The organism is Novosphingobium sp. PC22D (genome assembly GCF_002556635.1).
Lineage (GTDB): Bacteria > Pseudomonadota > Alphaproteobacteria > Sphingomonadales > Sphingomonadaceae > Novosphingobium.
In genome coordinates, this window is the sequence record NZ_MWMO01000015.1 from 1 (window position 1) to 23,359 (window position 23,359).

24 protein-coding genes, 1 tRNA gene and 1 pseudogene are annotated in these 23,359 nt (G+C 67.3%); 19 read left to right on the forward strand and 7 right to left on the reverse strand.

All coding sequences use genetic code 11. From position 1 onward, the window contains the following. From B2G71_RS18425 to B2G71_RS18435, 3 genes are all read left to right on the forward strand, one after another. The coding region (locus B2G71_RS18425) for a class I adenylate-forming enzyme family protein (RefSeq protein WP_141521610.1) at nt 1-1,622 on the forward strand (1,622 nt) is incomplete at its 5' end. A 99-nt stretch (nt 1,623-1,721) separates the two neighbouring features. Then, on the forward strand, nt 1,722-2,720 hold the full coding sequence (locus B2G71_RS18430; protein ID WP_098108291.1) for a thiamine pyrophosphate-dependent dehydrogenase E1 component subunit alpha: 999 nt from the start codon (nt 1,722-1,724) through the stop codon (nt 2,718-2,720). Then, nucleotides 2,717-3,730 carry a transketolase C-terminal domain-containing protein gene (locus B2G71_RS18435; RefSeq protein ID WP_206049452.1) on the forward strand — a complete coding sequence of 338 codons (1,014 nt, stop codon included), beginning with the start codon at nt 2,717-2,719 and terminating at the stop codon, nt 3,728-3,730. The genes B2G71_RS18430 and B2G71_RS18435 overlap by 4 nt, the downstream gene beginning before the upstream one ends. 112 nt (nt 3,731-3,842) lie before the next feature. Here the strand turns inward: B2G71_RS18435 and B2G71_RS18440 are convergent, their stop codons facing one another. Beyond that, nucleotides 3,843-4,787 (reverse strand): cation diffusion facilitator family transporter, encoded by a 945-nt coding sequence (locus B2G71_RS18440; protein WP_098108192.1) that lies wholly within the window; start codon nt 4,785-4,787, stop codon nt 3,843-3,845. A 161-nt stretch (nt 4,788-4,948) separates the two neighbouring features. Here B2G71_RS18440 and B2G71_RS18445 point away from each other — a divergent pair, with 161 nt between their 5' ends. Continuing rightward, nucleotides 4,949-5,383: a hypothetical protein gene (locus tag B2G71_RS18445; RefSeq protein ID WP_098108193.1), complete on the forward strand. Its 435-nt coding sequence runs from the start codon at nt 4,949-4,951 to the stop codon at nt 5,381-5,383. A 10-nt stretch (nt 5,384-5,393) separates the two neighbouring features. Here the strand turns inward: B2G71_RS18445 and B2G71_RS18450 are convergent, their stop codons facing one another. The 3 genes from B2G71_RS18450 to B2G71_RS18460 all read right to left on the reverse strand — a co-directional run bounded on the left by B2G71_RS18450 (nt 5,394) and on the right by B2G71_RS18460 (nt 7,979). After that, nucleotides 5,394-6,410, reverse strand: a complete 1,017-nt coding sequence (locus B2G71_RS18450) for an acyl-CoA dehydrogenase family protein (RefSeq protein ID WP_098108194.1) — start codon at nt 6,408-6,410, stop codon at nt 5,394-5,396. Then, nucleotides 6,407-7,603 carry an acyl-CoA dehydrogenase family protein gene (locus B2G71_RS18455; protein ID WP_240530222.1) on the reverse strand — a complete coding sequence of 399 codons (1,197 nt, stop codon included), beginning with the start codon at nt 7,601-7,603 and terminating at the stop codon, nt 6,407-6,409. The genes B2G71_RS18450 and B2G71_RS18455 overlap by 4 nt, the downstream gene beginning before the upstream one ends. Before the next feature lie 61 nt (nt 7,604-7,664). Further along, complete coding sequence (locus B2G71_RS18460) at nt 7,665-7,979, reverse strand: non-heme iron oxygenase ferredoxin subunit (protein WP_098108196.1); 315 nt, start codon at nt 7,977-7,979, stop codon at nt 7,665-7,667. Nucleotides 7,980-8,167: 188 nt separating this feature from the next. On the opposite strand from B2G71_RS18460, the gene B2G71_RS18465 reads away from it, so the two are divergent. The 9 genes and pseudogenes from B2G71_RS18465 (at nt 8,168) to B2G71_RS18505 (ending at nt 17,784) form a co-directional block, all read left to right on the forward strand. Beyond that, the gene (locus B2G71_RS18465) at nt 8,168-9,883 is read left to right on the forward strand and encodes an FAD-dependent oxidoreductase (RefSeq protein WP_098108197.1); all 1,716 of its coding nucleotides are present in this window, start codon (nt 8,168-8,170) and stop codon (nt 9,881-9,883) included. Nucleotides 9,884-9,911: 28 nt separating this feature from the next. Continuing rightward, nucleotides 9,912-10,685 (forward strand): SDR family oxidoreductase, encoded by a 774-nt coding sequence (locus B2G71_RS18470; RefSeq protein WP_098108292.1) that lies wholly within the window; start codon nt 9,912-9,914, stop codon nt 10,683-10,685. A gap of 248 nt (nt 10,686-10,933) precedes the next feature. Further along, nucleotides 10,934-12,079: an acyl-CoA dehydrogenase family protein gene (locus tag B2G71_RS18475; protein ID WP_098108198.1), complete on the forward strand. Its 1,146-nt coding sequence runs from the start codon at nt 10,934-10,936 to the stop codon at nt 12,077-12,079. Then, on the forward strand, nt 12,079-12,996 hold the full coding sequence (locus B2G71_RS18480) for an acyl-CoA dehydrogenase family protein (protein WP_098108199.1): 918 nt from the start codon (nt 12,079-12,081) through the stop codon (nt 12,994-12,996). The genes B2G71_RS18475 and B2G71_RS18480 overlap by 1 nt, the downstream gene beginning before the upstream one ends. 41 nt (nt 12,997-13,037) lie before the next feature. Next, the gene (locus B2G71_RS18485; RefSeq protein ID WP_098108200.1) at nt 13,038-13,826 is read left to right on the forward strand and encodes an SDR family NAD(P)-dependent oxidoreductase; all 789 of its coding nucleotides are present in this window, start codon (nt 13,038-13,040) and stop codon (nt 13,824-13,826) included. 84 nt (nt 13,827-13,910) lie between these two features. Next, complete coding sequence (locus B2G71_RS18490) at nt 13,911-14,780, forward strand: xanthine dehydrogenase family protein subunit M (RefSeq protein ID WP_098108201.1); 870 nt, start codon at nt 13,911-13,913, stop codon at nt 14,778-14,780. Further along, nucleotides 14,777-15,265 (forward strand): (2Fe-2S)-binding protein, encoded by a 489-nt coding sequence (locus tag B2G71_RS18495; RefSeq protein WP_098108202.1) that lies wholly within the window; start codon nt 14,777-14,779, stop codon nt 15,263-15,265. The genes B2G71_RS18490 and B2G71_RS18495 overlap by 4 nt, the downstream gene beginning before the upstream one ends. 125 nt (nt 15,266-15,390) lie before the next feature. After that, nucleotides 15,391-17,539: pseudogene (locus tag B2G71_RS18500) on the forward strand (xanthine dehydrogenase family protein molybdopterin-binding subunit). Between the two features lie 5 nt (nt 17,540-17,544). Further along, nucleotides 17,545-17,784: a MoaD/ThiS family protein gene (locus B2G71_RS18505; RefSeq protein ID WP_240530223.1), complete on the forward strand. Its 240-nt coding sequence runs from the start codon at nt 17,545-17,547 to the stop codon at nt 17,782-17,784. 6 nt (nt 17,785-17,790) lie between these two features. Here B2G71_RS18505 and B2G71_RS18510 read toward each other — a convergent pair whose 3' ends face one another. Both B2G71_RS18510 and B2G71_RS18515 read right to left on the reverse strand, forming a co-directional pair. After that, nucleotides 17,791-18,339, reverse strand: coding sequence for a nuclear transport factor 2 family protein (locus B2G71_RS18510; RefSeq protein WP_098108203.1), 549 nt, complete (start codon nt 18,337-18,339; stop codon nt 17,791-17,793). A gap of 55 nt (nt 18,340-18,394) precedes the next feature. Continuing rightward, nucleotides 18,395-18,862, reverse strand: a complete 468-nt coding sequence (locus B2G71_RS18515) for a hypothetical protein (protein ID WP_206049453.1) — start codon at nt 18,860-18,862, stop codon at nt 18,395-18,397. 107 nt (nt 18,863-18,969) lie between these two features. On the opposite strand from B2G71_RS18515, the gene efp reads away from it, so the two are divergent. The 6 genes from efp (at nt 18,970) to B2G71_RS18545 (ending at nt 22,808) form a co-directional block, all read left to right on the forward strand. Beyond that, on the forward strand, nt 18,970-19,533 hold the full coding sequence (gene efp, locus B2G71_RS18520; RefSeq protein ID WP_098108204.1) for an elongation factor P: 564 nt from the start codon (nt 18,970-18,972) through the stop codon (nt 19,531-19,533). Next, on the forward strand, nt 19,533-19,904 hold the full coding sequence (locus B2G71_RS18525) for a hypothetical protein (protein WP_098108205.1): 372 nt from the start codon (nt 19,533-19,535) through the stop codon (nt 19,902-19,904). The genes efp and B2G71_RS18525 overlap by 1 nt, the downstream gene beginning before the upstream one ends. 72 nt (nt 19,905-19,976) lie before the next feature. After that, the gene (locus tag B2G71_RS18530; protein WP_098108206.1) at nt 19,977-20,813 is read left to right on the forward strand and encodes an inositol monophosphatase family protein; all 837 of its coding nucleotides are present in this window, start codon (nt 19,977-19,979) and stop codon (nt 20,811-20,813) included. Nucleotides 20,814-20,893: 80 nt separating this feature from the next. Next, entirely contained in the window at nt 20,894-21,232 is a 339-nt protein-coding gene (locus tag B2G71_RS18535) for a hypothetical protein (protein WP_098108207.1), read from the forward strand. A 62-nt stretch (nt 21,233-21,294) separates the two neighbouring features. After that, nucleotides 21,295-21,378, forward strand: a tRNA-Leu gene (locus B2G71_RS18540). A gap of 80 nt (nt 21,379-21,458) precedes the next feature. Further along, a complete protein-coding gene (locus B2G71_RS18545; RefSeq protein ID WP_098108208.1) occupies nt 21,459-22,808 on the forward strand; it encodes an amidohydrolase in 1,350 nt (449 codons plus the stop codon). 21 nt (nt 22,809-22,829) lie between these two features. Here B2G71_RS18545 and B2G71_RS18550 read toward each other — a convergent pair whose 3' ends face one another. Then, nucleotides 22,830-23,342: a hypothetical protein gene (locus tag B2G71_RS18550; RefSeq protein WP_098108209.1), complete on the reverse strand. Its 513-nt coding sequence runs from the start codon at nt 23,340-23,342 to the stop codon at nt 22,830-22,832. Between the last annotated feature and the right edge of the window lie 17 nt (nt 23,343-23,359).

Consider the following 23,359-nt stretch of genomic DNA (forward strand, 5'->3'; position numbering starts at 1 on the left):
AACCTTGTGATTTCGATTACTTGGACTTCGATAAAACCCACGCTTTCCTGCGGGCTTCAGCGTTCTTCACCGGCGACGATCTGCTTGCGCGCGCGGTCGAGGTTTCTCGCGCACTGATCGCCTGCGGCGTGGGCAAGGAAACGCGCGTCGGCATCCTCATGACCAACCGGCCCGAGTTTCTCTCGAGCCTGTTCGGGATCGCGCTGGCGGGCGGCGTGCCGGTCGCGCTGAGCACGTTCTCGACCCCGGGCGAACTCGACCACCTCGTCTCGGCATCGCAGGTTTCGCTTCTTCTGTTCGAGCAGCGGGTGCTCAAGAAGGACTTTCACGAGATGCTGATCGGCTGCGATCCGGGCATCGCGAACGATCCTATCGATACGGTTTCGCCGCATTTTCCGTTCCTGCGCCATCTCGTCTCGCTCGGCGGCGTGATCGGAGAGGACCCCGGCTCGAGCGCCGGCGGCAAGGTCGAGACCTGGGCCCAGTTCCTCGCGCGCGGAGCGGCGGTCGACGAGGCGACGGTCTTCGTGCGCGCCGACAAGGTGCATCCGGCGGACACCGGCGGCATCTTCTTCTCCTCGGGCACGACCAGCCTGCCCAAGGGCATCGTCCATTCGCAGCGCGCCTTCGCCATCCAGTGGTGGCGCTGGCCGCGCGTCTTCGCGATGAAGGAGCCGGTGCGAAGCTGGACCGGCAACGGCTTCTTCTGGTCGGGCAACGTCAGCATGGTCGTCGGCGCGGCCCTTTCGACCGGCGGCGCGGTCGTGCTCCAGCAGACCTTCGATGCCGACGAGGCGTTGGCGCTGATCCAGGCCGAAAAGCTCGCTTTCATCAATGGGCGTCCGCATCAGTGGGCACGTCTGCAGGCGGCGGAGGGCTGGGCTTCGGCGGATTTGTCGAGCCTCAAGTACGTGCCGCGCGGCGAGCGGATCTGGGAGCATCCCACGGTCGATACCGACTGGCGCGTGCCGATGTCGTTCGGCTGCACCGAGACCATGACGATCTGCACCTCGTTCACCGCCGACACCGACGCGGCGTTCTATGAAGGCAGCTTCGGCGCGCCCTTGCCGGGCAACACGCTAAAGATCGTCGAGCCGATATCGGGACGGATCGTGCCGCGCGGCGTCGTCGGAGAGATGTGCATCAAGGGGCCGACGCTGATGTCGGGGTACCTCGGCAAGGCCCCGGAGGATTGTTTCGACGCCGAGGGCTTTTTTTGTACCGGTGACGGCGGCCGGGTCGACGAGACCGGGCGATTCTACTGGGAAGGCCGGCTCACCGAGATGATCAAGACCGGCGGGGCGAACGTCTCGCCGGTCGAGGTCGACGACGTGATCGCCCGGATTCCGGGGGTCAAGCGTACGCAGACGGTCGGCGTGCCCGACGATATGCTGGGAGAGATCGTGGTCGCCTGCGTGGTTCCGATCGACGGCGCCGAGCTCGCCGAAAGCACCATCATCGCGCGCTGCAAGGCGGAGATCGCCAGCTTCAAGGTGCCGCGCCGGGTGCTGTTCTTCACCGATGAAGACTATGCGATCACCGGGAGCGAAAAGGTGAAGTCAAGCGTGGTGCGCGATCTGGCGGCGAAACGGCTCGGGGCCGCGACGGCGCCGGTTGCCTGAAGCCCCCTTTGAAACGTCCCCCTTGAAACGTAGCGTGCGACGGGTACTGAACTGTTGTTCAGCCGTACGTCGGTCACGGAGGCTTTTGAGAGAGGAATGATGAGCGACACATTGACCAACAGGGCCACGCCCGATGCCGCCACGCAGCTCGACATCTATCGCCGCATGCTGCGGATCGAGCGCAACGACGATGCGACGCAGACGCAGATTCGTCGCGGCCGCATCACCGCGCCTTACTATTCGGGCCGGGGGCAGGAGTGCATTCCCGCGGCGATCTCGAACCTGCTGAACGACGACGACAAGATCTGCACGATCTATCGCGGCATTCACGACATGGTCGCCAAGGACATGCCGCTCAAGCCGCTCTGGGCCGAAATCATGGGCAAGGTCGACGGCACCTGCAAGGGCAAGGGCGGGCCGATGCACCTCACCCATCCCGAGACCGGCGTGATGGTCACCACCGGCGTCGTCGGCTCGTCGATGCCGATCGCCAATGGCTTCGGCTGGGCGGCGCTGCTCGACGGCAGCAAGCAGGTCACGATCGCCTACTTCGGCGACGGTGCGAGCAACATCGGCGCCTTCCACGAATCGCTGAACCTCGCCTCGGTCTGGAAGCTGCCGGTGATCTTCGTGTGCCAGAACAACGGGTTCGCCGAGCACACGCGCTACGAGAACGGCACGTCGGTGGACTATATCGCCAAGCGCGCGATCGGCTACGGCATGCCGGGCTACACCGTCGACGGCAACGATCCGGTCGACGTTTGGCAGCATGCCTACGAGGCGATCGAGCGCGCCCGTGCGGGCGAGGGGCCGACGCTGCTCGAGTGCAAGACCTTCCGGTTCTGCGGCCACCTGATCGGGGACGACAACAAGTACATGGACCCGGGCGAACTCGATGCCGCCAAGGAAAAGGACCCGCTGCCCAAGTACCGCCAGAAGCTGATCGACGACGGTGTGGTGACCGAAGCGCAGCTCGAGGAAATGAAGACCGCGATCGAGGCAGAGGTTCAGGAAGCGATCGAATTCGGCGTCGCATCCGAATTCCCGCCGATGGAGGAGCTGCGTCGCGACGTATTCGCCGAGGAGATTCCGGCATGAGTGCTGAAACCATGGACAAGGTTGAAACCGTGAAGATGACCGGTGTCGCCGCGATCAACGCCGCGATCGACGAGGCGATGGCCGCCGACGAGAAGGTCATCATGCTGGGCGAGGATGTCGCCGACCGCGAGGGCGGCGGTGTCGTCGGGGTCAGCCGGGGCCTGTCGACCAAGTACGGCGACTTGCGCGTGCGCTCGACGCCGATCGCGGAGCAGTCGATCATGGGCGCGGCGATCGGCGCGGCGATGGCCGGCTACAAGCCGATCGCCGAGATCATGCTGATGAACTTCACGACCGTGGCGATGGACATGATCGTGAATCACGCGGCCAAGCTGCGCTTCATGTCGGGCGGCCAGAGCCAGGTGCCGCTGGTGATCCGCACGCTGACCGGGGCGGGCAACCAGACCGCCGGCCAGCACGCCGACTTCTACGAGGCGTGGTTCTGCCACACCGCCGGCATCAAGGTCGTCGTCCCGACCTTCCCGGCCGACTTCAAGGGCCTCTATCTCTCGGCGATCCAGGACCCCGATCCGGTGATCATCATCGAGACCGGCATGACGCTGTTCGTGCCGGGTGAAGTGCCGGTGAACCAGGGGCCGATCCCGCTCGGCAAGGCCAATGTCGTGGTCCCGGGCAGCGACGTGACGATCGTCTCCTACGGCTCGCAAATGTACCGCGTGATGCAGGCGATGGAGGGCCTGGGCGAAGCGGGCATTTCGGCCGAGGTGATCGACCTGCGCACGATTTCGCCGTGGGACAAGCAGACTGTGCTGGCCTCGGCCGAGAAGACAGGCCGGCTGCTCGTGGTGCACGAGGCGGGCAAGAACTTCGGCCCGGGCGCGGAGATCTGCCAGACCGCGAGCGAGAACCTGTGGGGCAAGCTCAAGGCCGCGCCGATGCGGCTTGGCGCCCCCTATTGTTCGGTGCCCTTCGCCAAGAAGCTCGAGGACGCCTATCTGATCCAGCCGGCCGACGTTGTGGCTGCCGCCAAGACGATCTGCGGGAAGTAGTTCGCGACGCGTTGCCGCGAGGCGGGCGACCGCTCGGCTCTCGTGTGACGCGCGGGACATTGCAATCGTATCGAGGCCCCTGCCCGCCCGCGCGGGGAGGGGCCTCGCCGTTTTACTCGACGTAGGCGTCGCCCCGTTTCTCGGGCCGGATATAGATCGACGAGATGATCGGCGAGATTGCCCGCATCCGCGTTTCCATCTCCTCGATCAGCGTCTCGGCCTCGCCCATCGCGAGGTCGTCGGCGAAGTCGGCGCTGACCGCGACGAACACGCTTTCGGGTCCGGTGTGAACGGTGCGCACGTGATTGACCGCATCGATCGCCGGGTGGCCGTCGAGTACGCCGCGCAGTCTGGCGATGAGGTCGGGATCGGCCGCTTCTCCGATCAACAGCCCCTTCGATTCGCGGGCGAGCAGGATCGCGACGGTGGCCAGCACCAGCCCGATCGCGACCGAGGCGGCGCCGTCGATCCGCGCATCGCCGAAGTGGACGCTCGCCCAGACGCCGATCGCGGCGATGACGAGGCCGATCAGCGCGGCGCTGTCCTCGAACAGGACGATGAACGCGGGCGGGTCCTTGGACCGGCGCACCGCCTCCCACCAGGTTTCATCGCCGACCTTGTCGCGAAACTCGCGCACCGCGATCGTCCATGATGTGCCCTCGAGCGCGAAGGCGATCGCCAACACGACGTAGTTAAGCGTCGGGTCCTCGATCGGGTGCGGGTTCTGGATGTGGACGACCCCCTCGTAGATCGAAACGCCGGCGCCGACCGCAAAGATCAGGATCGCGACGACGAAAGCCCAGAAATAGAGTTCGCGGCCGTAGCCGAAGGGATGCGCCGGATTGGGCGGTCGCGCCGCGCGCTTCTGGCCATAGAGCAGGAGGACCTGGTTGCCGCTGTCGACCAGCGAGTGAATGCCTTCGGTCATCATCGAGGACGAGCCGCTCAGCCCGGCGGCGATGAATTTGGCCACGGCAATGGCCAGGTTCGCCACGAGCGCGCCGTAGAGCACGATGTTCTTGCGGATGTGGGTGACGGTCCCGGAGGTTTCGCTCATGCCGGGGCAAACGCGCGAGAACTCGCGGCGTTGCGCTCCGCGGCTTCGGGGCTTCGGCAAGATGCCCTGCGGAGCCTGTCCGATGTGGCATAACTCACGTTGCCCGTCCCTGCGGAAAAGCGGACAATCGCAGCATCATTGGCAGAGATGGAGGTCCTCACATGCGACTTCGGTTTCATCGCAATCTCGCGCTCGGTCTTGGCGGTCTGGCTCTCGCAGGCGCGAGCTTCGGCGCGCCCGCCTCGGCGGGGCCGTCGTCCGGCTTCGTCAAGGCGACGTGCAATGTCGGCGGCGCTTCGGCGCTGCTTTACGCCCAGTACGAGATTTACGGCGACTACGATGTCTATGCCAGCGGCGGCCGTTTCGCCGGCATCGTTGGCTCGGGCAACACGACCACCCACTGGAAAGGCCATATCGATACCGTCTACGGGCGCTACACGCTCAGCGGCGAGAACAACTTCGTCGATGCGATTCCTGTCAACGGCGGCTATTCGGGCAAGCGCACGCTGCAGATCATTTCGACCGGCTCGAAGACATTTCTGCTGAAGGACTACTTCGCCGATCGGCAGACGGTCTATCCCTGCCGCATGACCTGAGCGCGCGAACCTAGGCCAGCGCCGCGAGGGCCGCGCGGCCGGCGCGCTCCTTCCACAGATCGGGCGCGCCGCAAAGCTGCAGGTTGAGCATCGCGCGCTTCATGAAGAGGTGGCACTGGTGTTCCTCCGTGAGGCCGATGCCGCCGTGGAACTGGATCGCTTCCTCGGTCACCCACTGGAAGCATTCGGCCGCGTGCGTCTTGAGCGCGCCCATCTGGACGTAGCTGACCGTCTCGTCGCGCGCACGTCCCCAAAGCATCGCCTCGCTCGACACGACGCGGATCTTGCAGTCGGCGGCGCGGTGCTTGAGCGCCTGGAACATCCCGATCGGCCGTTCGAACTGCTTGCGCATCTTCATGTATTCGACCGACATGTCGAGCGCCGCCGCCGCGCCGCCGAGGCAATCGGCGGCGAGTGCGAGGTGCGCTTCGGGCGCCAGCGCATCGTGGAGCGCGATCGAGCGGTCGCGGTCGGCGATGGCGAGCGCCGGATCGGGCGTGTAGCCGTCGAGCACGAGGTCGAACAGCCGCCGGCTCGGGTCCCAGATCGCGCGTTCGCTGACCGAAACGCCGGTCGCGTCGAGCGGGACGATCTGGTAGCCGCCGGGCAGGAACGCGACCACCGCGCTCGCCATGTCGGCCTCGAACACGCCCGAGACGGTGCCGCTGAGCGCGCCGTCGGACCCGGTCTCGAGCTTTGTCGGCAGCATGTGCAGCGGCACGTATTCGCCCCCGGCGATGCGCTCGGCCCATTCGCCGCGACTTGCCAGAGTTTCGCTCGCGAGGATTGTCTGCAAGCCGAGCTGCGCCGGGATCAGCGGCGCGGAGGAGAGCACGCGGCCCATCTCGTAGTGGATCGCGGTCGATGCCTCACGGCCGAGGCCGAGGCCATCGAGTTCCTCCGGCAGTCGGATCATCAGCCAGCCCATCTCGGCGACCAGTTCCCAGCTCGCGTCGCGGCCGGGCGAGAGCGTGTCGGCGGGGAAGGCCTTCTGCGCGGCGTCGGTGAGTTCGCGAAGTTCGATCATGCCAGCACCCAGGTCTTCGGTTCGCGGGGGAGTTCGAGCATGCGCTCGGCGATGATGTTGCGCTGCACTTCCTCGCTGCCGCCGGCGATCGTCCAGGCGTAGGAGTTCATGAAGTCGGCCATCCAGTTGCCGGTATTGAGATCGCCGAAGGTGATCGGCGCGAGATATTGCTCGTCCATGCCGCCCAGCCGCAGCCCGAGCAGCGAATAGGCGCGCAGGGCCCGGCTATAGGCGTTCTTGACGATCGAGGCGTCGCCGACCCGCTCGATGCCCTTGATCCGGTTGTCGAGGAACTGGTCGGCGATCGCGCAGACCGCATCGACCTGCGTCACCAGTCCGCCGAAGTCGCGCAGCACCCCGGCATCGTTTTCGTAGCCGTTCTTGCGGATCAGTTCGGCGACGCGCCACAAGGCGCCGCGCATGCGGTAGCTCAGCTCCATCAGCGTCAGGCCGCGCTCGGACGCGAGAGTCGCCTGGGCCACGGCCCAGCCCTTGCCTTCCTCGCCGACACGCTGTTCGACCGGAATTGCGACGTTGTCGAGGAAGATCTCGGCGAATTCCTCGTCGCCCTGGATCTGGTTGATCGGGCTCACCGAGACGCCGGGCGTCTTCATGTCCATCAGCAGGTAGGTGATCCCGGCCTGCTTGGGGCCGTCGTTCGACGTGCGCACCAGCAGCAGGCACATGTCGGCGAACTGGGCCATGGTCGACCAGACCTTCTGGCCGTTGACGACATAGACCTCGCGGCCGTCGCGCGTCTCGCGCACCGCCTTGGTCTTGAGCGCGGCGAGGTCGGAGCCCGCGCCGGGCTCGGAAAAGCCCTGGCACCAAGTCTCGCCCTTGAGGATGCGCGGCAGATACTTGGCCTTTTGTTCGGCGCTGGCGCATTCGTGGAGCGTGGCAAAGGCGTGGTAGGTCGAGACGAACGAGAGCAGCAGGCGCGGCGCGTCGATCCGCGCGAGCTCCTCGTAGATCACCTTCTGCTCGGCAAGGCTGCGGCCGCCGCCCGGCCAATCGGCGGGCCAGTGCGGAATCGCGTAGCCGCCCTCGACGAGCTTCGCGAACCACGATCGCTGGGTCGCGACGAAATCGTCCTGCGTGCGGCTCGCGTCACGCCAGTCCTTTGGCGCGTTCTTTTCCATCCAGCCGCGGACTTCGGTCCGCAGCGCGTCCAGGGTGTCCTCTTCTCTCATCGGCGCTTCCATGCCCTCAGACTGTACGCACGTCCAGACCCTGCCGGACGCCAAGGCGAAATCAGACCGCGACTTCGATCGTGTCGCCCGCGATGCGCACCTCGAAGGTGTCGATCGGCATCGTTGCGGGCGGGTTCATCGGCTGTCCGGTCTCGAGGTCGAACCGCGCGCCGTGGACCGGGCAGGAGATCCAGCCGTTGCGCACGCGGCCGCACTCGAGAGTCTCGTAGGCATGACTGCACAAGTTGCGCACCGCGAAGATGCGGTCCTTGGTGTTGCACAGCACGATCGAGGTGCCTTCCACCTCGACCACGATCTTGCCGCCGGCGGGCACGTCCGCGGTCTTGGCTACGGCTACGAATGTCTTCTCGCTCATCGGATAGGTTCGTCTCTTCTCAAGATATTGCGCCCCACGCCCTGCTTCGCGAGACGCCATGGCGCAATCCAGCCGGGCGGGCCAGAGCAGGGGCAAGCAAGTTGCTGTACCCCGGCGGTCATTTCTCCGGCAAGTCGTGCTGGTGATAAGGAGCGCGATGCCCCACGCGGCAGATCCGGGAGAGCAAATTGATAGAGAATGAGACGTTCGACGTCGTTGTCGTCGGGTCGGGCGCGGCGGGCGCGATGGCGGCACTGCGGGCCGCCGATCTCGGCATGACGGTCCTCATCCTGGAGAAGGCGCACAAGTTCGGCGGCACGTCGGCGACATCGGGCGGGGTGATGTGGATTCCGAATCACCAGCTCGAAGGCGACAAGGGCGACAGCCGCGAATCGACATTCACCTATCTCGACAGCGTGATCGGCAAGGAGGTCAATCGCGAACGACTCGAGGCCTTCGTCGATGAATCGCCCAAGATGCTGCACTACCTCAAGAATACCGGGGTCGAGGTCATGGCCGCCGCCTGGCCCGACTACTTTCCGGACAATCCGGGGGCGCGCGCCGACCGTTCGGTGATCGTGCCCACTTTCGACGGGCGCGAACTGGGCGATGATCGCTATGCGCTGATGCGCGAGCAGTACAACCGCTTCAAGCTGTTCGGCCGTTACGCGATGGACCTCACCGAAACTTTCGCGCTGATGATGCAGTCCAAGGGCTGGCGCACGGTCGCGGGCAAGGTGATCGGGCGCTATTGGCTGGACCGTGGCACCCGCCGGGTCTCGCATCGCGACCGGCGTTTCACGCAGGGCGCGGCGCTGATGGGCGCGACCTACAAGCAAGTGTTCGCGCGAGGGGTCGAACTGCGGCTCGAAACCAAGCTCGAACGGCTCGTGGTGGACGAGTCGGGCCGGGTGACCGGCGCCGAGGTCTCCAACTTCGGCCGCTCTTACGAGGTCCATGCGCGGCATGGCGTGGTGCTCGCGGCGGGCGGGTTCGAGTGGAACCAGGAACTGCGTGACCGTTTCTACCCGATTCCGGGCCTGACCCGCCATTCCTCAACCCCCGAGGACGCCAACCGCGGCGAGGCGCTGATCGCGGCGGAGAAGATCGGCGCATCGACCGAGCATACCGAACAGGGCTGGTGGATGCCGACGATGACGCTGCCGATGAAAGGTGCGTCGAATTTCCACGAGATCCATCAGTCGGCCTTCGACGTCGGGCGGCCATGGAGCGTCGTCGTCAACCGCAATGGCGTGCGCTTCGTCGACGAGGCCTGCGGCTACGACCAGTTCGGGCAGGCGATGGTGCGCGACCACCTCGCGACCGGCGCGAACATGCCGTGCTGGCTGATCTTCGACGCCAAGTTCCGCAGGAAGTTCAGCGCGGGCGGGCTCATGCCCACGGTTCACACACCCGAGAAGAAGGTGCCGAAGGACTGGTGGGATCACTACGTTTTTCGCGCCGACACCATCGAGGAACTGTGCCGCAAGGTCCACTTGCCGGTCGATGCGGTGCAGCAGACCGTCGCCAAGATGAACGACTATGCCAGGACCGGCATCGATCCCGAATTCGGACGCGGTATGAACGCCTACGACCAGATGTTCGGCGATCCGGTTTCGACACCCAATCCCAACATCGGACCGATCGATACCGCGCCCTACTATGCCGTGCCGATCAACAACGGCGATCTCGGCACCAAAGGCGGGCTGCGCTGCGATGCGCGCGCGCGCGTGCTCGATGGCGAGGGGCGGCCGATCGCGGGGCTCTATTCGGCGGGCAACAACGCGGGCACGCCCTTCGGCGACGCTTATCCCGGCGCGGGCGCGACAATCGGCCCGGCGATGACCTTCGGCTATATCGCGGCGAACGACATCGCCGAGCGGTCGGGCAACCTGCGCGGCTGACACGACAACTCCAGACGGGATGAACGAGATGGAAGGCAAGGTAGCGATCGTCACCGGCGCGGCCGGCGGGATCGGCGAGGCGATCGTGCGGGCGCTGGGCGCGCGGGGCGTCAAGGTGCTGGGCACGGGACGCAACGCGGGCAAGCTCCAGGCGCTAAAGGACGCGCTTGCGGGTACGATGGACTTCGATTTCGTCGCGGTCGACGCTACCGCCGACGACGCTCCGGAGAAGATCGTCGGCGGCGCGATCGCCGCGTTCGGCAGGCTCGATATCGTCGTCAACAATGCTGGGTCGTTCAATTTCGGCCCGGTCGACCAGACCACCGACGAGATGCTCGACGAAGTGCTCTCGATCTCGATGCGCGCGCCGTTCCGCCTGTGCCGCGAGGCGCTCAAGCACATCGGCAAGGGCGGCTCGTTCGTCTTTATCGGCTCGACCTGGGGTCTCTACGGCACGCCCGGGGGCGGGGCCTACTCGGTGGTCAAGTCGGGCCAGATCGGACTTACCCAGACAATGGCGGCGGAGTACGGCGCGAAGGGCATCCGCACCAACTACGTCGCGCCCTCGGTGGTGCGCACCGAGATGACCGACGCGTTCTGGGACCTCGACTTCTTCCGGCGCACAAACCACGAACTCACTCCGAGCGACCGCGAAGCGACCACGGCGGACGTCGCCAACATGGTCGTCTTCCTTTGCTCGGACGAGGCGGGGTTCATCAACGGCCAGACGATCGCGGTCGACGGGGGCATCTCGACCACGCGCTATCTCGCGCCGGAAGCGGTCGGGGCGGTGCGTCAGTAAGGTCTTACAGGAATCTTTGTGCGAATCGGCACGTGTTTACACGCATATGTGTAAGTGCGTGTCTGTGCGCCTGTAAGGCTGTGAAGCCCATACAGAACGGGCCTGTATGGGTTTGCAGCCATGACAAGCCGCGCTTGTCGGGCGCGATCGCCCTGGCGTCGGATCGCGCCACCCCTTGTTAGAGCGCGGCCGTCTGGCTAACGCGCTGAGCGGCCGTACAGGACGTATCCGAGAGGCGAGGGGACGCGATGGAATTCGATTGGACCGAGGATCAGCAGGCCTTCCGGCAGACGATCCGCGACTTTCTCGGCGCGAACCTGCCCGATGACTGGGAGAATTTCTCCGAGCATGGCCCGGCGTCTCCCGCGCTGACCGCCTTCGCGCGCGAATTCTGCGTCAAACTCGCCGAGGCGGGTCTTCTCTTCCCGCATTGGCCCAGGGAGATGGGCGGCGAGGGCCTTGGCCCCTGGGAGCAGCAGATCCTCTCCGAGGAGATGTGGATCGCGGGCGAGCCGCGCGGCGGTCAGTACATGAACGTCAACTGGATCGGCCCGACGCTCGAACGCTACGGCAGCGACGAACAGAAGGCGCGCTATCTCGCGCCGATCACGCGCGGCGAATCGCTGTGGTGCCAGGGCTTCTCCGAGCCCGACGCGGGCTCCGACCTTGCCTCGCTACGCACCCGCGCGGTCTTCACCGAGGGCAACTACGTCATCAACGGCCAGAAGATCTGGACCAGCTACGCCGGGCTCGCCGACACCTGCTTCCTGCTCACGCGCACCAGCGACGACCGCAAGAAGGGCATCACCATTTTCCTCGTGCCGATGGATACGCCGGGCATCACCGTGCGGCAGATCCCGTCGCTGATCGGCGAGGGCGACATCCACGAAGTCTTCTTCGACGACGTCACGGTGCCCGAAAGCGCGCGCTTCGGCGACGAGGGGCAGGCCTGGGAGATCATCGCCTATTCGTTGCGCAACGAGCGGCTCGGCATCCCGCGCTTCGTGCTGGCGCGCGCCGCGCTCGACCGGGCGGTGGCGATGCTCAAGCAGGCCGGCGACTTCGGCGGCGAGGCGGTGCGCATCGAGGCGGCCCGCTGCGCCGCGCTCTGCGAGGCGGCGGGCACGGCGAACTACGCCGTCGTCCAGAAGCGCGTCGACGGGCTTTCGATCGGCGCCGAATCGAGTTCGGCGCGCTATGCGACGGTGATGGCCGAGCGCGCGGTCTGCGAATTCGTGGTCGAGTTCGTTCCCGAGGCGCTGGCGGGCGCCGCGCCCTACCTCAAGATGCATCACCAGCGCGGGATCGTCGCCGGCGTCGCCGCCGGATCGGCCGAGATCCAGCTCAACATCATCGCGAGCGAAGTGCTCGAACTGCCGAGGGAGCCGCGCTGATGAAGCTGTCGCTGAGCGAAGACCAGAGCCAGATCCTCGATTTCGTCGATACGCTGACGAAACCGTTCGCCAGCGTGCCGATGCACGACGTTTCGCTGGCGCTGTCCAGCGACGCGCTCGATGCCGAGCTCGTCGAGGGCGGGTTTCTCGATGTCATGGCCGAAGAGGAACTGGGGCCGGTGACCGCCGCGCTCGTGGTCGAGCGGCTCGCGCGGCTGCCCTTCGCGGTCGAGGCCGCTGCCTCGGCGCTCGTGCGCCATGCGGTCGATCCCGAGCTGCCCCGGCCGCTATGCCTCGTCGAGGAAGGCCGCCTGCGCAAGCCGGTGCGCTTCCTCAAGGAAGGGGCGACGGTGCTCGTCGTCGGGGCCTCGGGCGTGCGCAGCTTCACCGCTTCCGCAGAGATGATTCGCCCGGCGCAGGAAGATACGCTCTACGCCTACCCGGTCGCGTTCCTCACCGAGCTGCCCGACGCACTCACTTCGCACGATGTCGAGGCTGCCGAGATCCTGCGCTGCTGGCGTCTCGCGCTGGCGGCGGAAGCCTCCGGGTTACTCGCCGCCGCGCTGCAGTCGGTCGTCACCTATACCAGCGAGCGCAAGCAGTTCGGCCGCCCGCTCGCGACGTTCCAGGGCCTGCGCCACCGCCTGGCCGAGGACCAGGTCATGACCAACAGCGTCTACTGGCTGGCGATGCGCGCCGCAGGGACCGGCGATCAGGGTGATGCCGCACTCGCCGCGCTCCACGCGCAGGAAGCGGCCAAGCGCGTGTGCTACGATTACCACCAGTTCCTTGGCGGCATGGGCATGACGCTCGAGCATCCGCTGCACTTGTGGACCTACCGGCTCAAGCTGCTCACTGCCGAACTCGGCGGGCGCGGCGCGCAGGCGCTGGCGGCGGCGGACGCGCTCTGGGAGTGACTGCGGCGCCGCGATACGACGCGCGGGTTGGGAGAGGGAACATGATTGATCTTGGCGGACAAGTGGCGCTGGTAACCGGCGCGGGCCAGAACGCGGGGCGCGCGATCGCGCTCGAACTCGCACGGCAAGGCGCAGGCGGCGTCGCGGTGAACGACTTCGTGGCCGAGCGCGCCGAGTCGGTCGCGGCGGAGATCCGCGAGACCGGCGTTCCGGCGATGGCGGCGCCGTTCGACGTTGGCGATCTCGACGCGGCGCACGCGGCCGTAGCGGCGGTGGCAGACGAACTCGGCCCCGCGACCGTGCTCGTCAACAACGCCGGCATGGCCGGGCCGGGCGTGGAAATGCGTCCCACGCAGATGTTCTGGGAGGAGGACCCGGCGAACTGGGATCGCTACCTGCGCACCAACCTTTACGGCGTCTACAACTGCTGCCACGCGGCGATTCCCGCGATGGTCGCGGCCAAGCGCGGCCGGATCGTGACGATCGTTTCCGATTCGGGCCGTATCGGCGAGCCCCGGCTCGCGGTCTATGCCTCGGCGAAGGCAGGCGCGCAGAGCTTCATGCGCTCGATCGCCAAGGAACTGGGCCGTTACAACGTCACCTGCAATGCGGTCTCGCTGTCCTCGCTGATGCCCGACATGCCCGAAGAGCAGCTCGCCGCGTTCATGGAGACCGAACAGGCGAAGGCGCAGTTGTCGCGCTACACGATCCGGCGCTACGGCAAGTCGGCGGACGTCGCGGCGCTGGTGACGTTCCTGTGCTCCGACGCCGCGAGCTGGATCACCGGGCAGACCTATCCGCTCAACGGAGGCTACGCGCCCTCGATGTGAGGCGGCCCGCGGGCGGATCGACGAGAAGCGGTTGACGCGGCGGGGCAGGGTCCGACAAATATCGCGATCCGCCGGGAGAAGTCCATGCCGTCACCGTCCTTTCACGCCCCCGAAACGCGCGAGGCGGCGATCGCGCTGCTCGCGGCAGATCCGGGAGCGCGACCGCTCTCGGGCGGGACCGATCTCGTCGTGCAGATGCGCAGCGGCCGCTTCGTGCCGAGCGCGGTCGTAGATCTCAAGCGGATCGCGGGCATGTCGGGCGTGCGCGCTATGGGCGAGGGTTTCGCCATCGGCGCGGCGACGCCGTGCACGGCGCTCAAGGCCGACGCCGCGCTGGCCGCCGCCTGGCCGGGCGTGGTCGAGGCGGCCAACCTGATCGGCTCGGTCCAGGTTCGCAACCGCGCGACCATGGCGGGCAACCTGTGCAATGCGTCTCCGGCAGCCGACAGCGTTCCCGCGCTCGCTGCGGCGAACGCGCGCGTGCTGGTTGCGGGGCCGAACGGCGAGCGCGAGGTGCCGGTGCTCGACATCCCGCTATCGCCGGGCAAGACCTCGCTTACGCCCGGCGAGTTCGTCGCCGAGATTCGCCTGCCGCCGCGGCTGGAGCGGGGCGGCGACGCCTATCTGCGCTCGACGCCGCGCACCGAGATGGACATCGCCGTCGCCGGGGCCGGGGTCAGTGTCGAGATGGCTCCGGACGGCACCTGCGCCGCCGCGCGAATCGCGCTCGGCGCGGTGGGCCCCAAGGTCGTGCTCGTGGAAGAGGCCGCCGCCGCGCTGGTCGGCACGCGGCTCGACGATGCCGCGCTCGAGGCCATGGCCGTGGCGATCCGCGCCGCGTGTCATCCGATCGACGACAAGCGCGGCACCGTCGCCTATCGCAAGGCCATGGCGGCCACGCTGGCCCGGCGCGCCCTGTTCATTGCCGTCAAGCGCGCGGGAGGCGCCGCATGAGCAAGCTCCACATCACCACGACGATCAACGGCGATGCGGCGGAGTTCCTCTGCGATCCCGCCGCCACGCTGCTCGACGTGTTGCGCGGCGAACTCGACCTGACCGGCAGCAAGGAAGGCTGCGGCTCGGGCGACTGCGGGGCCTGCACGGTGGTGCTCGACGGCGAGATGGTCTGCTCGTGCCTGGTGCTCGCCGCCGAGGCCGAGGGACGCGTGATCGCCACGATCGAGGGCGTCGCCGAGGGCAATGCGCTGCATCCCGTCCAGCGCCAGTTCCTCGAGAAGGGCGCGCTGCAGTGCGGCTTCTGCACTCCGGGATTCATCGTCGCGGCCAAGGCGCTGGTCGACCGGAACCCCGACCCGACCGAGACCGAGATCCGCTACTGGCTCGCGGGCAACTTGTGCCGCTGCACCGGCTACGACAAGATCGTGCGCGCGGTGCAGGCCGCCGCAGCCGAACTCCGCCAGGAAAGGACGCCGGCATGAACGCGCCCGAAAAGCCCGAAGCTTTCCAGCACTTCCGCCATGTCGGCACGCGGCCGGTCCGGCCCGACGGGATCGACAAGGTCACCGGCAAGGCGGTGTTCGGCCCCGATTTCAAGGCGGCGGGCATGCTGTGGGGCGCGATCGTGCGCAGCCCGCATCCCCACGCTCGGATCGTATCGATCGACAGCCGCAAGGCCGAAGCACTGCCGGGCGTGAAGGCGATAGTGACGGGTCGCGATTTCCCGAGCCTCCAGTCGCAGGTCATGGCCGTGGGCGAGAGTTCGTCCGACGTGGTCGACATCGCCAAGAACTGCCTTGCGCTCGACAAGGCGCTCTACGAGGGTCACGCCGTCGCCGCCGTCGCCGCGACCAGCCCCGAGGCGGCGCGCGAAGCGGTCGCGCTGATCGCGGTCGAATACGAAGTTCTCCCGCATGTCCTGGGCCTCGAAGAAGCGCTCGCCGAAGGCGCGCCGCTCGTCAACGAGGCCAACTTCACGCGCGGCGTCGAGCCGAAGCCCGACGCGCCGTCGAACGCCTCGATGCAGGTCACGGTGGACAGGGGCGACGTCGAAGCCGCGCTGGCGGGTGCGGCGGCGGTCGTCGCGGGGCGCTATACCATGGAGCCGGTCCACCAGGGCTACCTCGAACCGCATGCCTGCGTCGCCTCGTGGAATGCCGATGGGCAGGCGCAGATCTGGGCTTCGAGCCAGGGCCACTTCGCGATCCGCTCGCTCGTCGCCTCGACGCTGATGATCCCGCAGGCCGACATCCGCGTGACGCCGCTCGAGATCGGCGGCGGCTTCGGCGGCAAGACAACGGTCTATCTCGAGCCGGTGGCGATGCTGCTATCGAAAAAGGCGGGGCGTCCCGTGCGTCTGGCGATGAGCCGCGAGGAGGTGTTCAAGGCCTCGGGCCCGGCGCCCGGAGCGGTGATCGAGGTGCGGATCGGGGCCGACGCGGAGGGCACGCTCGTCGCCGCCGACATCGACTTCAAGTATCATTCGGGCGCTTTCGCCGCGATCACCGCCAGTTCGGGCGTGGCGAGCGCGATCGGCCACTACAAGGTCGGCGCGATCCGCGTGGTCGGCACCGAGGTGCTGTGCAACCGGCCCGCGACCAAGGCCTATCGCGCGCCCGGCGCGCCGCAGGTGAACTTCGCGGTCGAGAGCGCGATCGACGAACTGGCTGCGAAGCTCGGGCTCGATCCGCTCGAACTGCGCCTCAGGAACGCGGTGGCGCCCGGCGATCCGCAGACCTCGGGCGTGCCATACGGCAAGATCGGCTGGATCGAATGCCTCGATGCGGCCAAGGCGCATCCGCACTGGTCGGCGCCGCTCGGCAAGAACCAGGGCAGGGGCATCGCCGGGGGCTATTGGGGCAACTACGGCGGCCCTTCGACCGCGGCGGTCTCGCTCGGCGAGGACGGGTCGGTGCTCGTCACCACCGGGAGCCCCGATATCGGCGGCAGCCGCGCCTCGATGGCGATCATGGCTGCCGAGACGCTCGAATTGCCGTACGAGAGCGTGCGCTGCACGATCACTGACACCTCCTCGATCGGCTTCTCGATGGTGACGGGCGGCAGCCGCGTCACCTTCGCGACCGGCAAGGCGGTGATCGAGGCGGCGACGAAGGTCCGCGACACGCTTCGCGAGCGCGGCGAAGATGTGGGGTGTCGAACCCGTGGCGGTCGAATGGCGCGACGGCGCCGCGGTCTGCGTCGACGGCGCGAAGGCGGGTGAGACCATGCCGATCGCTGCGATCGCCGGGCGTGCGGCTTTCTCGGGCGGTCCGATCGCGGCCGAAGTGGGACTCAACGCGGCGGGCTGGCTGCCCGGCTTCGGCGTGCACATCTGCGATGTCGAGGTCGATCCGGAGACCGGGCACACCACGGTATTGCGCTACACCGCGATCCAGGACGTCGGCCGCGCCATCCACCCCGACTACGTCGAGGGCCAGATCCAGGGCGGCGCGGTGCAGGGCATCGGCTGGGCGCTCAACGAGACCTATATCTACGATGCGCAGGGCAAGCTCGATAACGCGGGCTTCCTCGATTACCGCATGCCCGTGGCCTCGGATCTGCCGATGATCGATGCGGTGATGGTCGAAGTGCCCAATCCCGATCACCCCTACGGCGTGAAAGGCGTCGGCGAAGTGCCAATCGTGCCGCCGCTTGCCGCCGTCGCCAATGCCGTGGCGCGCGCGACCGGCGTGCGCCTGCGCGATTTGCCGCTTTCGCCCGACCGGGTCCACGCGGCGCTCCATCCCGAGGGCTGAGCGCCGTGCGCATCGTGGTCATGCCCCCGCTCGACCGCGAATTCTTCGGCAGCGACCGGCTCGATCTCGAAGCGGCCAACCTGTTCGGCATGGTCGAGAAGCTCGACGAACTCGCGCCCGGCTTCGCAAGCGTGGCGGATGTGCGCGCGGCCTTCGCGATCGACGGCGTGGTCGTGCACGACTGGTCGGCGAGCCTCGCCGACGCCAGCGAGGTGATCGTCCTGCCGCGCGTCGGCGGCGGATGAGCGCCGTCAGGCGCGCGCGCCGCGCCGGAACAGCGCCTGCTCGCAGACCGTATAGCTGGGATCGTCGGCGCCCAGACCGAGCAGCCCGCCGCCGTCGAACGGCCTGCGGATCTTGAGGTCGTAGGTCACGACCCGCTTGGAGAAGCGCCACTTGCCGTCCGCGCATCGCCGGTAATTGTCGATGTAGCGCACCGCCATGAAGTCTTCCTCGCGCGCATTCCCGCCCGTCTGGTCGGAGATCACGTGGTAGGCTAGCGCGTAGACCTCGCCGCTGGCGCGGTCGCCCTCGATCGCGATCAGGTGGTTGCACACGTGGTGGCCGCTGTAGGGCATGTACGGCAGCGCCGCCTCGATGAACTTGCAATAGTCCTCGGCGGACCCGTCGAAGCTGTCGCCGTGAGTGTCGGTCGCGTCCTCGGTGTAGAGATCGCGCAGCAGTTCCGGGTCCTTGCGGTCGACGGCGCGCGAATAGAGCAGCACGAGGTCGCGGATCGCCTCCTTGTCGATCAGGGCCCGGATCGCCTCGGCGGTGGCCGCGCTCGTGTCTTGCGCCATTGTCGTCCCCTCCCATGGTCCGGCCGCATCTTGCGTCCCGGTTTGCGTTATTCGGTTAGCGCGAGGGCGACGCCTCGGCGGCCTCGCGCTGGTCGGCCTCGTCGTCCTCCGAGGCCGGGCTGGTGAGATAGGGGGCATTCGCCACCGTGCGCACGGAGAGCACGCAGCGCACCTCGCCGTCCTCGCCGTCGGCCTCGATCCGGCGCAGAAAACCGGACGAGATGCGGTGCAGGCGAAGCCCCTGCAGCGGGCCGCCGGTCATGATCACGTCGTCGCCGGTGAGCAGGTAGCTGCCGCGCCCCGCCGGCACCCGGTAGCCCGAACCGTTGACCACCAGGAACTCGAGATCCTCGAGCGCGATTCCCGCCGGCCCGGTCGCGTCACCGGGCGATTCGCACACGTAACGGCCTTGTACCAGCGTCCCCAGCCTGCCGCCCGGAACCGGTGGCGGCGCGGGCGAGGCGAGCACCGGGCTCGCGGCGGCCAGCCCGCATGCCAGCGCTATCAGCGTGTGTCTTTTCATCGCGCGCGAGCCTAGCATCGGCCCGGGGGAATTGCCACGGGCGGCCACGCACGCTAAGGGCGCGGCCTGTTTTTTTACGCGCTCTTTCCCATCGAAGGCATCTCCCCATGAAGATCAGCGGCGTCGACATTCGCCCCGGCAACATTCTCGAATACGAAAACGGCATCTGGAAGGTCGCCAAGACGCAGCACACCCAGCCCGGCAAGGGCGGTGCGTTCATGCAGGTCGAGATGAAGAACCTGATCGACGGCCGCAAGACCAACGTGCGCTTCCGCAGCGCCGACACGGTCGAGAAGGTGCGCCTCGATACCAAGGACTTCCAGTACCTTTACGCCGACGGCGATCAGCTTGTGTTCATGGATACCGATTCATACGAGCAGATACAGCTTCCGGCGGACCTGCTGGGCGATGCGGCCGCCTTCCTTCAGGACGGCATGCAGGTTCTCCTCGAGCTGTGGGAGGAACGTCCCATCTCGGTCCAGCTCCCCGAACAGGTCGAGGCGACGATCGTCGAGGCCGACGCGGTGGTGAAGGGGCAGACGGCCTCCTCGAGCTACAAGCCCGCCGTCCTCGACAACGGCGTGCGGGTGATGGTCCCGCCGCATATCGAGAGCGGCACCCGGATCGTCGTGGACGTCTACGAAAAGACATACGTACGAAAGGCGGATTGATGCTGCGCAAGATCACCCTCGCACCCCTCGTCGCACTGGCGCTCGTTGCCGGGCCGGTTTCCGCCCAGGAGGCCACCCAGCCGAGCAAGGCGGACATGGACAACGCAGTTCTCTACCTCAAGGTGATGATCGCAGGGCTCCAGTCGGACAAGGTCGAGCAGCCGGTGAAAAGCGCGCTGGTCGGGTGCCTTTACGGCAATCCGCTCAAGAAGATCAGCGAATCTTTGGACAAGGTCATCGCCGACAATCCGGGCAAGATCTCGCGCGACAATGCCGACCAGGTGCTGAGCGCCATGGCCGCCGTGTGCGGCTATCGCCCGCAGCAGGCCGCCGCGCCGGCAGCGACCGGTTCGACTCCGCAGGGCCGCTAGAGCGAACTCTCCGCAGGGTCGCTTAAGCGACAAGGCCCGCGCGTCGGGCGACAGGAACGGAAAAACTATACGATGGCCGCAGTATCGGGTCTCATCCGGGTGATGGAGAAGGCCGCCCGCAAGGCGGGGCAGCGCCTGCGCCGCGACTTCGGCGAGGTCGAGCACCTGCAGGTCTCGCGCAAGGGGCCCTCGGACTTCGTCTCGAAGGCCGACCAGGCGGCCGAGCGTACGATCTGGGACGAACTCAAGGTCGCGCGGCCCGGCTGGGGCTTCGTGATGGAGGAAGGGGGCGTGATCGAGGGCGAGCCCGGCATGCCGCGCTTCATCGTCGATCCGCTCGACGGCACCAGCAACTTCCTCCACGGCATCCCGCACTTCTCGGTCTCGATCGCGGCGCAGGAGCCGCGTCTCGACGGCAACAAGTCGATCAACGGCGGCTGGGGCGACGTCATCGCCGCGATCGTCTACCAGCCCATCACCGACGAGAGCTTCTGGGCCGAGAAGAGCCGCGGCGCCTGGCTCCAGGATCGCCGCTTGCGCGTCTCCGCGCGGCGCCATCTCGACGAGGCGCTGATCGCCACCGGCATTCCCTTCTCGGGTCGCGGCGACATGGGCCAGTGGACCAAGATCTATCACGCGCTCGGTCCCGACGTTGCCGGAATCAGGCGGTTCGGCTCGGCCGCGCTCGATCTCGCCTGGGTCGCGGCGGGCCGCTACGAGGGTTTCTGGGAAGGCGGTCTCAGCCCGTGGGACACCGCCGCCGGATGCCTGCTGGTGCGCGAGGCCGGGGGTTTCGTGACCGACTGGCGCGGTCGCTCGCAGGCGGTCTGCGACACCGAGATCCTCGCCGCGAACGACGGCCTGCACTCCAAGCTGCACAAGCTGGTCGCCAACGCGCTCAAGACCTGACCGGCGCTGCGGCGCGGGGCTTATCGCTATTTTAACCACGCGATGGGAAACATACGGCTCCCCGATGGGTTGGGAATCGTATGACGCGCAATGGTCTCACCTGTGCTTGTCTTGTCCCGGTCGCCTGGGCCGCCGGCGCTTCCGCCGCTCAGGCGCGCGGGGAAAACTCCGTCCACGAACTTGAGCGCGCGCGCGATTTCGATCTCGCGCGCTCGATCTCGGCCCGCGCCATGCCGCGCGGCGACCGTGAGCGTGAGCGCGTCGGCCGCGAAGCGCCGCGCTTCGCCGAGGACCCGCTCGGGCCGCGCTGGTCCTACCGGCCGACGGGCGAGGGCCCCAGCTTCGAGGTCAGCGCACTCGGCGCCGGCCGCGACAGCCGCGCGGGTCTGCTCAATGTCGGGGTCGATTGGCAATTCTGAAACGATACGGCTGACGCTTGAACGGCGCGGGACACGCGGCTAAGCGTCGCGCTCCAGGCCGTGCCCCTGTGGCGGAATGGTAGACGCGAACGACTCAAAATCGTTTGTCGCAAGACGTGCCCGTTCGAGTCGGGCCAGGGGCACCACGCCGGGGCGCAACGTCATCATGCGGGAAACGCAAGGTTCGACCGTTGCGGATCGGCGCCTTCGGTCATAGCCTGTGGGGATGTCGCTTCGTCACATTGTCCCGCTCGCCGCGCTCGCGCTCTCGTTGCCCGCTTCCTCGTTGCCCGCTTCCGCCCAGACCGCGCCGTTGCGCGAAAAGGTCGCGGCGGACATGCCGGGGCTGATGGAGATCTACCGCGATCTCCACGCCAATCCCGAACTGGGCTTCACCGAAGTCCGCACTGCCGCGATCCTCGCCAAGGCCGCGCGCGAGGCCGGTTTCGAGGTGACCGAGAACGTCGGCAAGACCGGGGTGGTCGCGGTTCTGCGCAACGGCCCGGGTCCGACCCTGATGATCCGTACCGATATGGACGCACTGCCGCTCGAGGAGAAGACGGGGCTACCCTTCGCGTCGACCAAGCGTGCGGCTTCGGTCACCTCCGGGGTCGAGAGCTACGTCATGCACGCCTGCGGGCACGACACGCACATGACCGCCTGGATCGAGACGGCCCGACTCCTCGCCGCGCGCCGTGACCAATGGTCGGGTACGCTGGTGATGATCGGGCAACCCGCCGAGGAACTCGGGCAGGGCGCGCGAGCGATGATCAAGGACGGGCTCTTCGAGCGCTTTCCCAAGCCCGACTACGTGCTCGCCTTCCACGATTCGGCCGATCTCGCCGCCGGCGTGCTCGGCGGGACCGAGGGCTTTGCCATGGCCAACACCGATAGCGTCGACATCGAGGTCAAGGGCGAGGGCGGTCACGGTGCTTCGCCGCACACGACGAAAGATCCGATCGTGCTCGCCAGCGCCATCGTCAACAAGCTGCAGACGATCGTCAGCCGCGAGCAGAACCCGACCGATCCCGCCGTCGTCACTGTCGGCTCGATCCACGCCGGGGCGACCTACAACATCATCCCGGACACCGCGAAACTGCAATTGACCGTGCGCACCTACAGCGACACGACGCGCGAGCGCGTGCTCGCAGCGATCAAGCGGATCGCGCGCGGCGAGGCAATCGCCTCGGGAATCGCCGAAGACAGCTTGCCGGTCGTCATGGTGAAGGAGGAGTACACGCGCGCGACGTACAACTCCCCCGATCTCGCGGCCGACATGCTGGCGAACTTCCGCGAGCGGTTCGGCACGGATCGCGTAAAGGTGCTCCCGCCGGCCATGGTCGGCGAGGACTTCGGCGAATACTACCTCGCCGATCCGGAGCACAGGAAATCGATGCTGTTTCGCGTCGGCGGGGTTCCGGCGGAGAAGTTCGCGGCGGCGCGGCGCGACGGTGCCGAGCTTCCGTCGCTGCACAGTCCCTTCTGGGCGCCCGATGCCGAGGCCGTGGTCGGCACGGCCGCCGAAGCGCTCACCGCGACGACGATGCGCCTGCTCGCCAAATCCGGCGAAAGCTGAGCGAAAGAATCGCGAAAGGCGCTATTCGTTGCCTTCGCCGGCGCGCATGCGCGATTGGTTGATAAGGTTCTGAACATCGCCCGACGAGGGCGCTGCATCGTCGGAATCCGGATTGAGCGAGCGCTTCCTGGTCGATTCGAGCCAGGCCAGCCATTCCTCGTAGGTCATGCCCGGCGGCGGTCCTTGCCGGAGACCGGCGCGGGCCGGGGCGATCGCTTGCGTGGCGACGGAACTGTAGGAGGGCGAGCCGCCTAAGTCCGCGTCGACGTAGTTGGTGGGCAGGAGATCGTTGTCGTCCCCCCAGTCATCGGGAGCCAGTTCTTGTGCGAGGCGTCTGCTGCTGCGCCGCTTGGTGTCGGCCTCGATCGCCAGATCGACCGAATCGGACTGATACGCCGCGGCCTGGCTCCCCAGTCCCCCGTCGCCGCCGTCATCGGTCACGAGCGCGACCGCGCCGGTGACGAGAATCGTCACCACCGCGAAATGGCGGTAGATCTTGGCATTGAGCGCCGGGGGGCGGGCGAGCCGTGGCATGGCGCGGCAATCTAGAG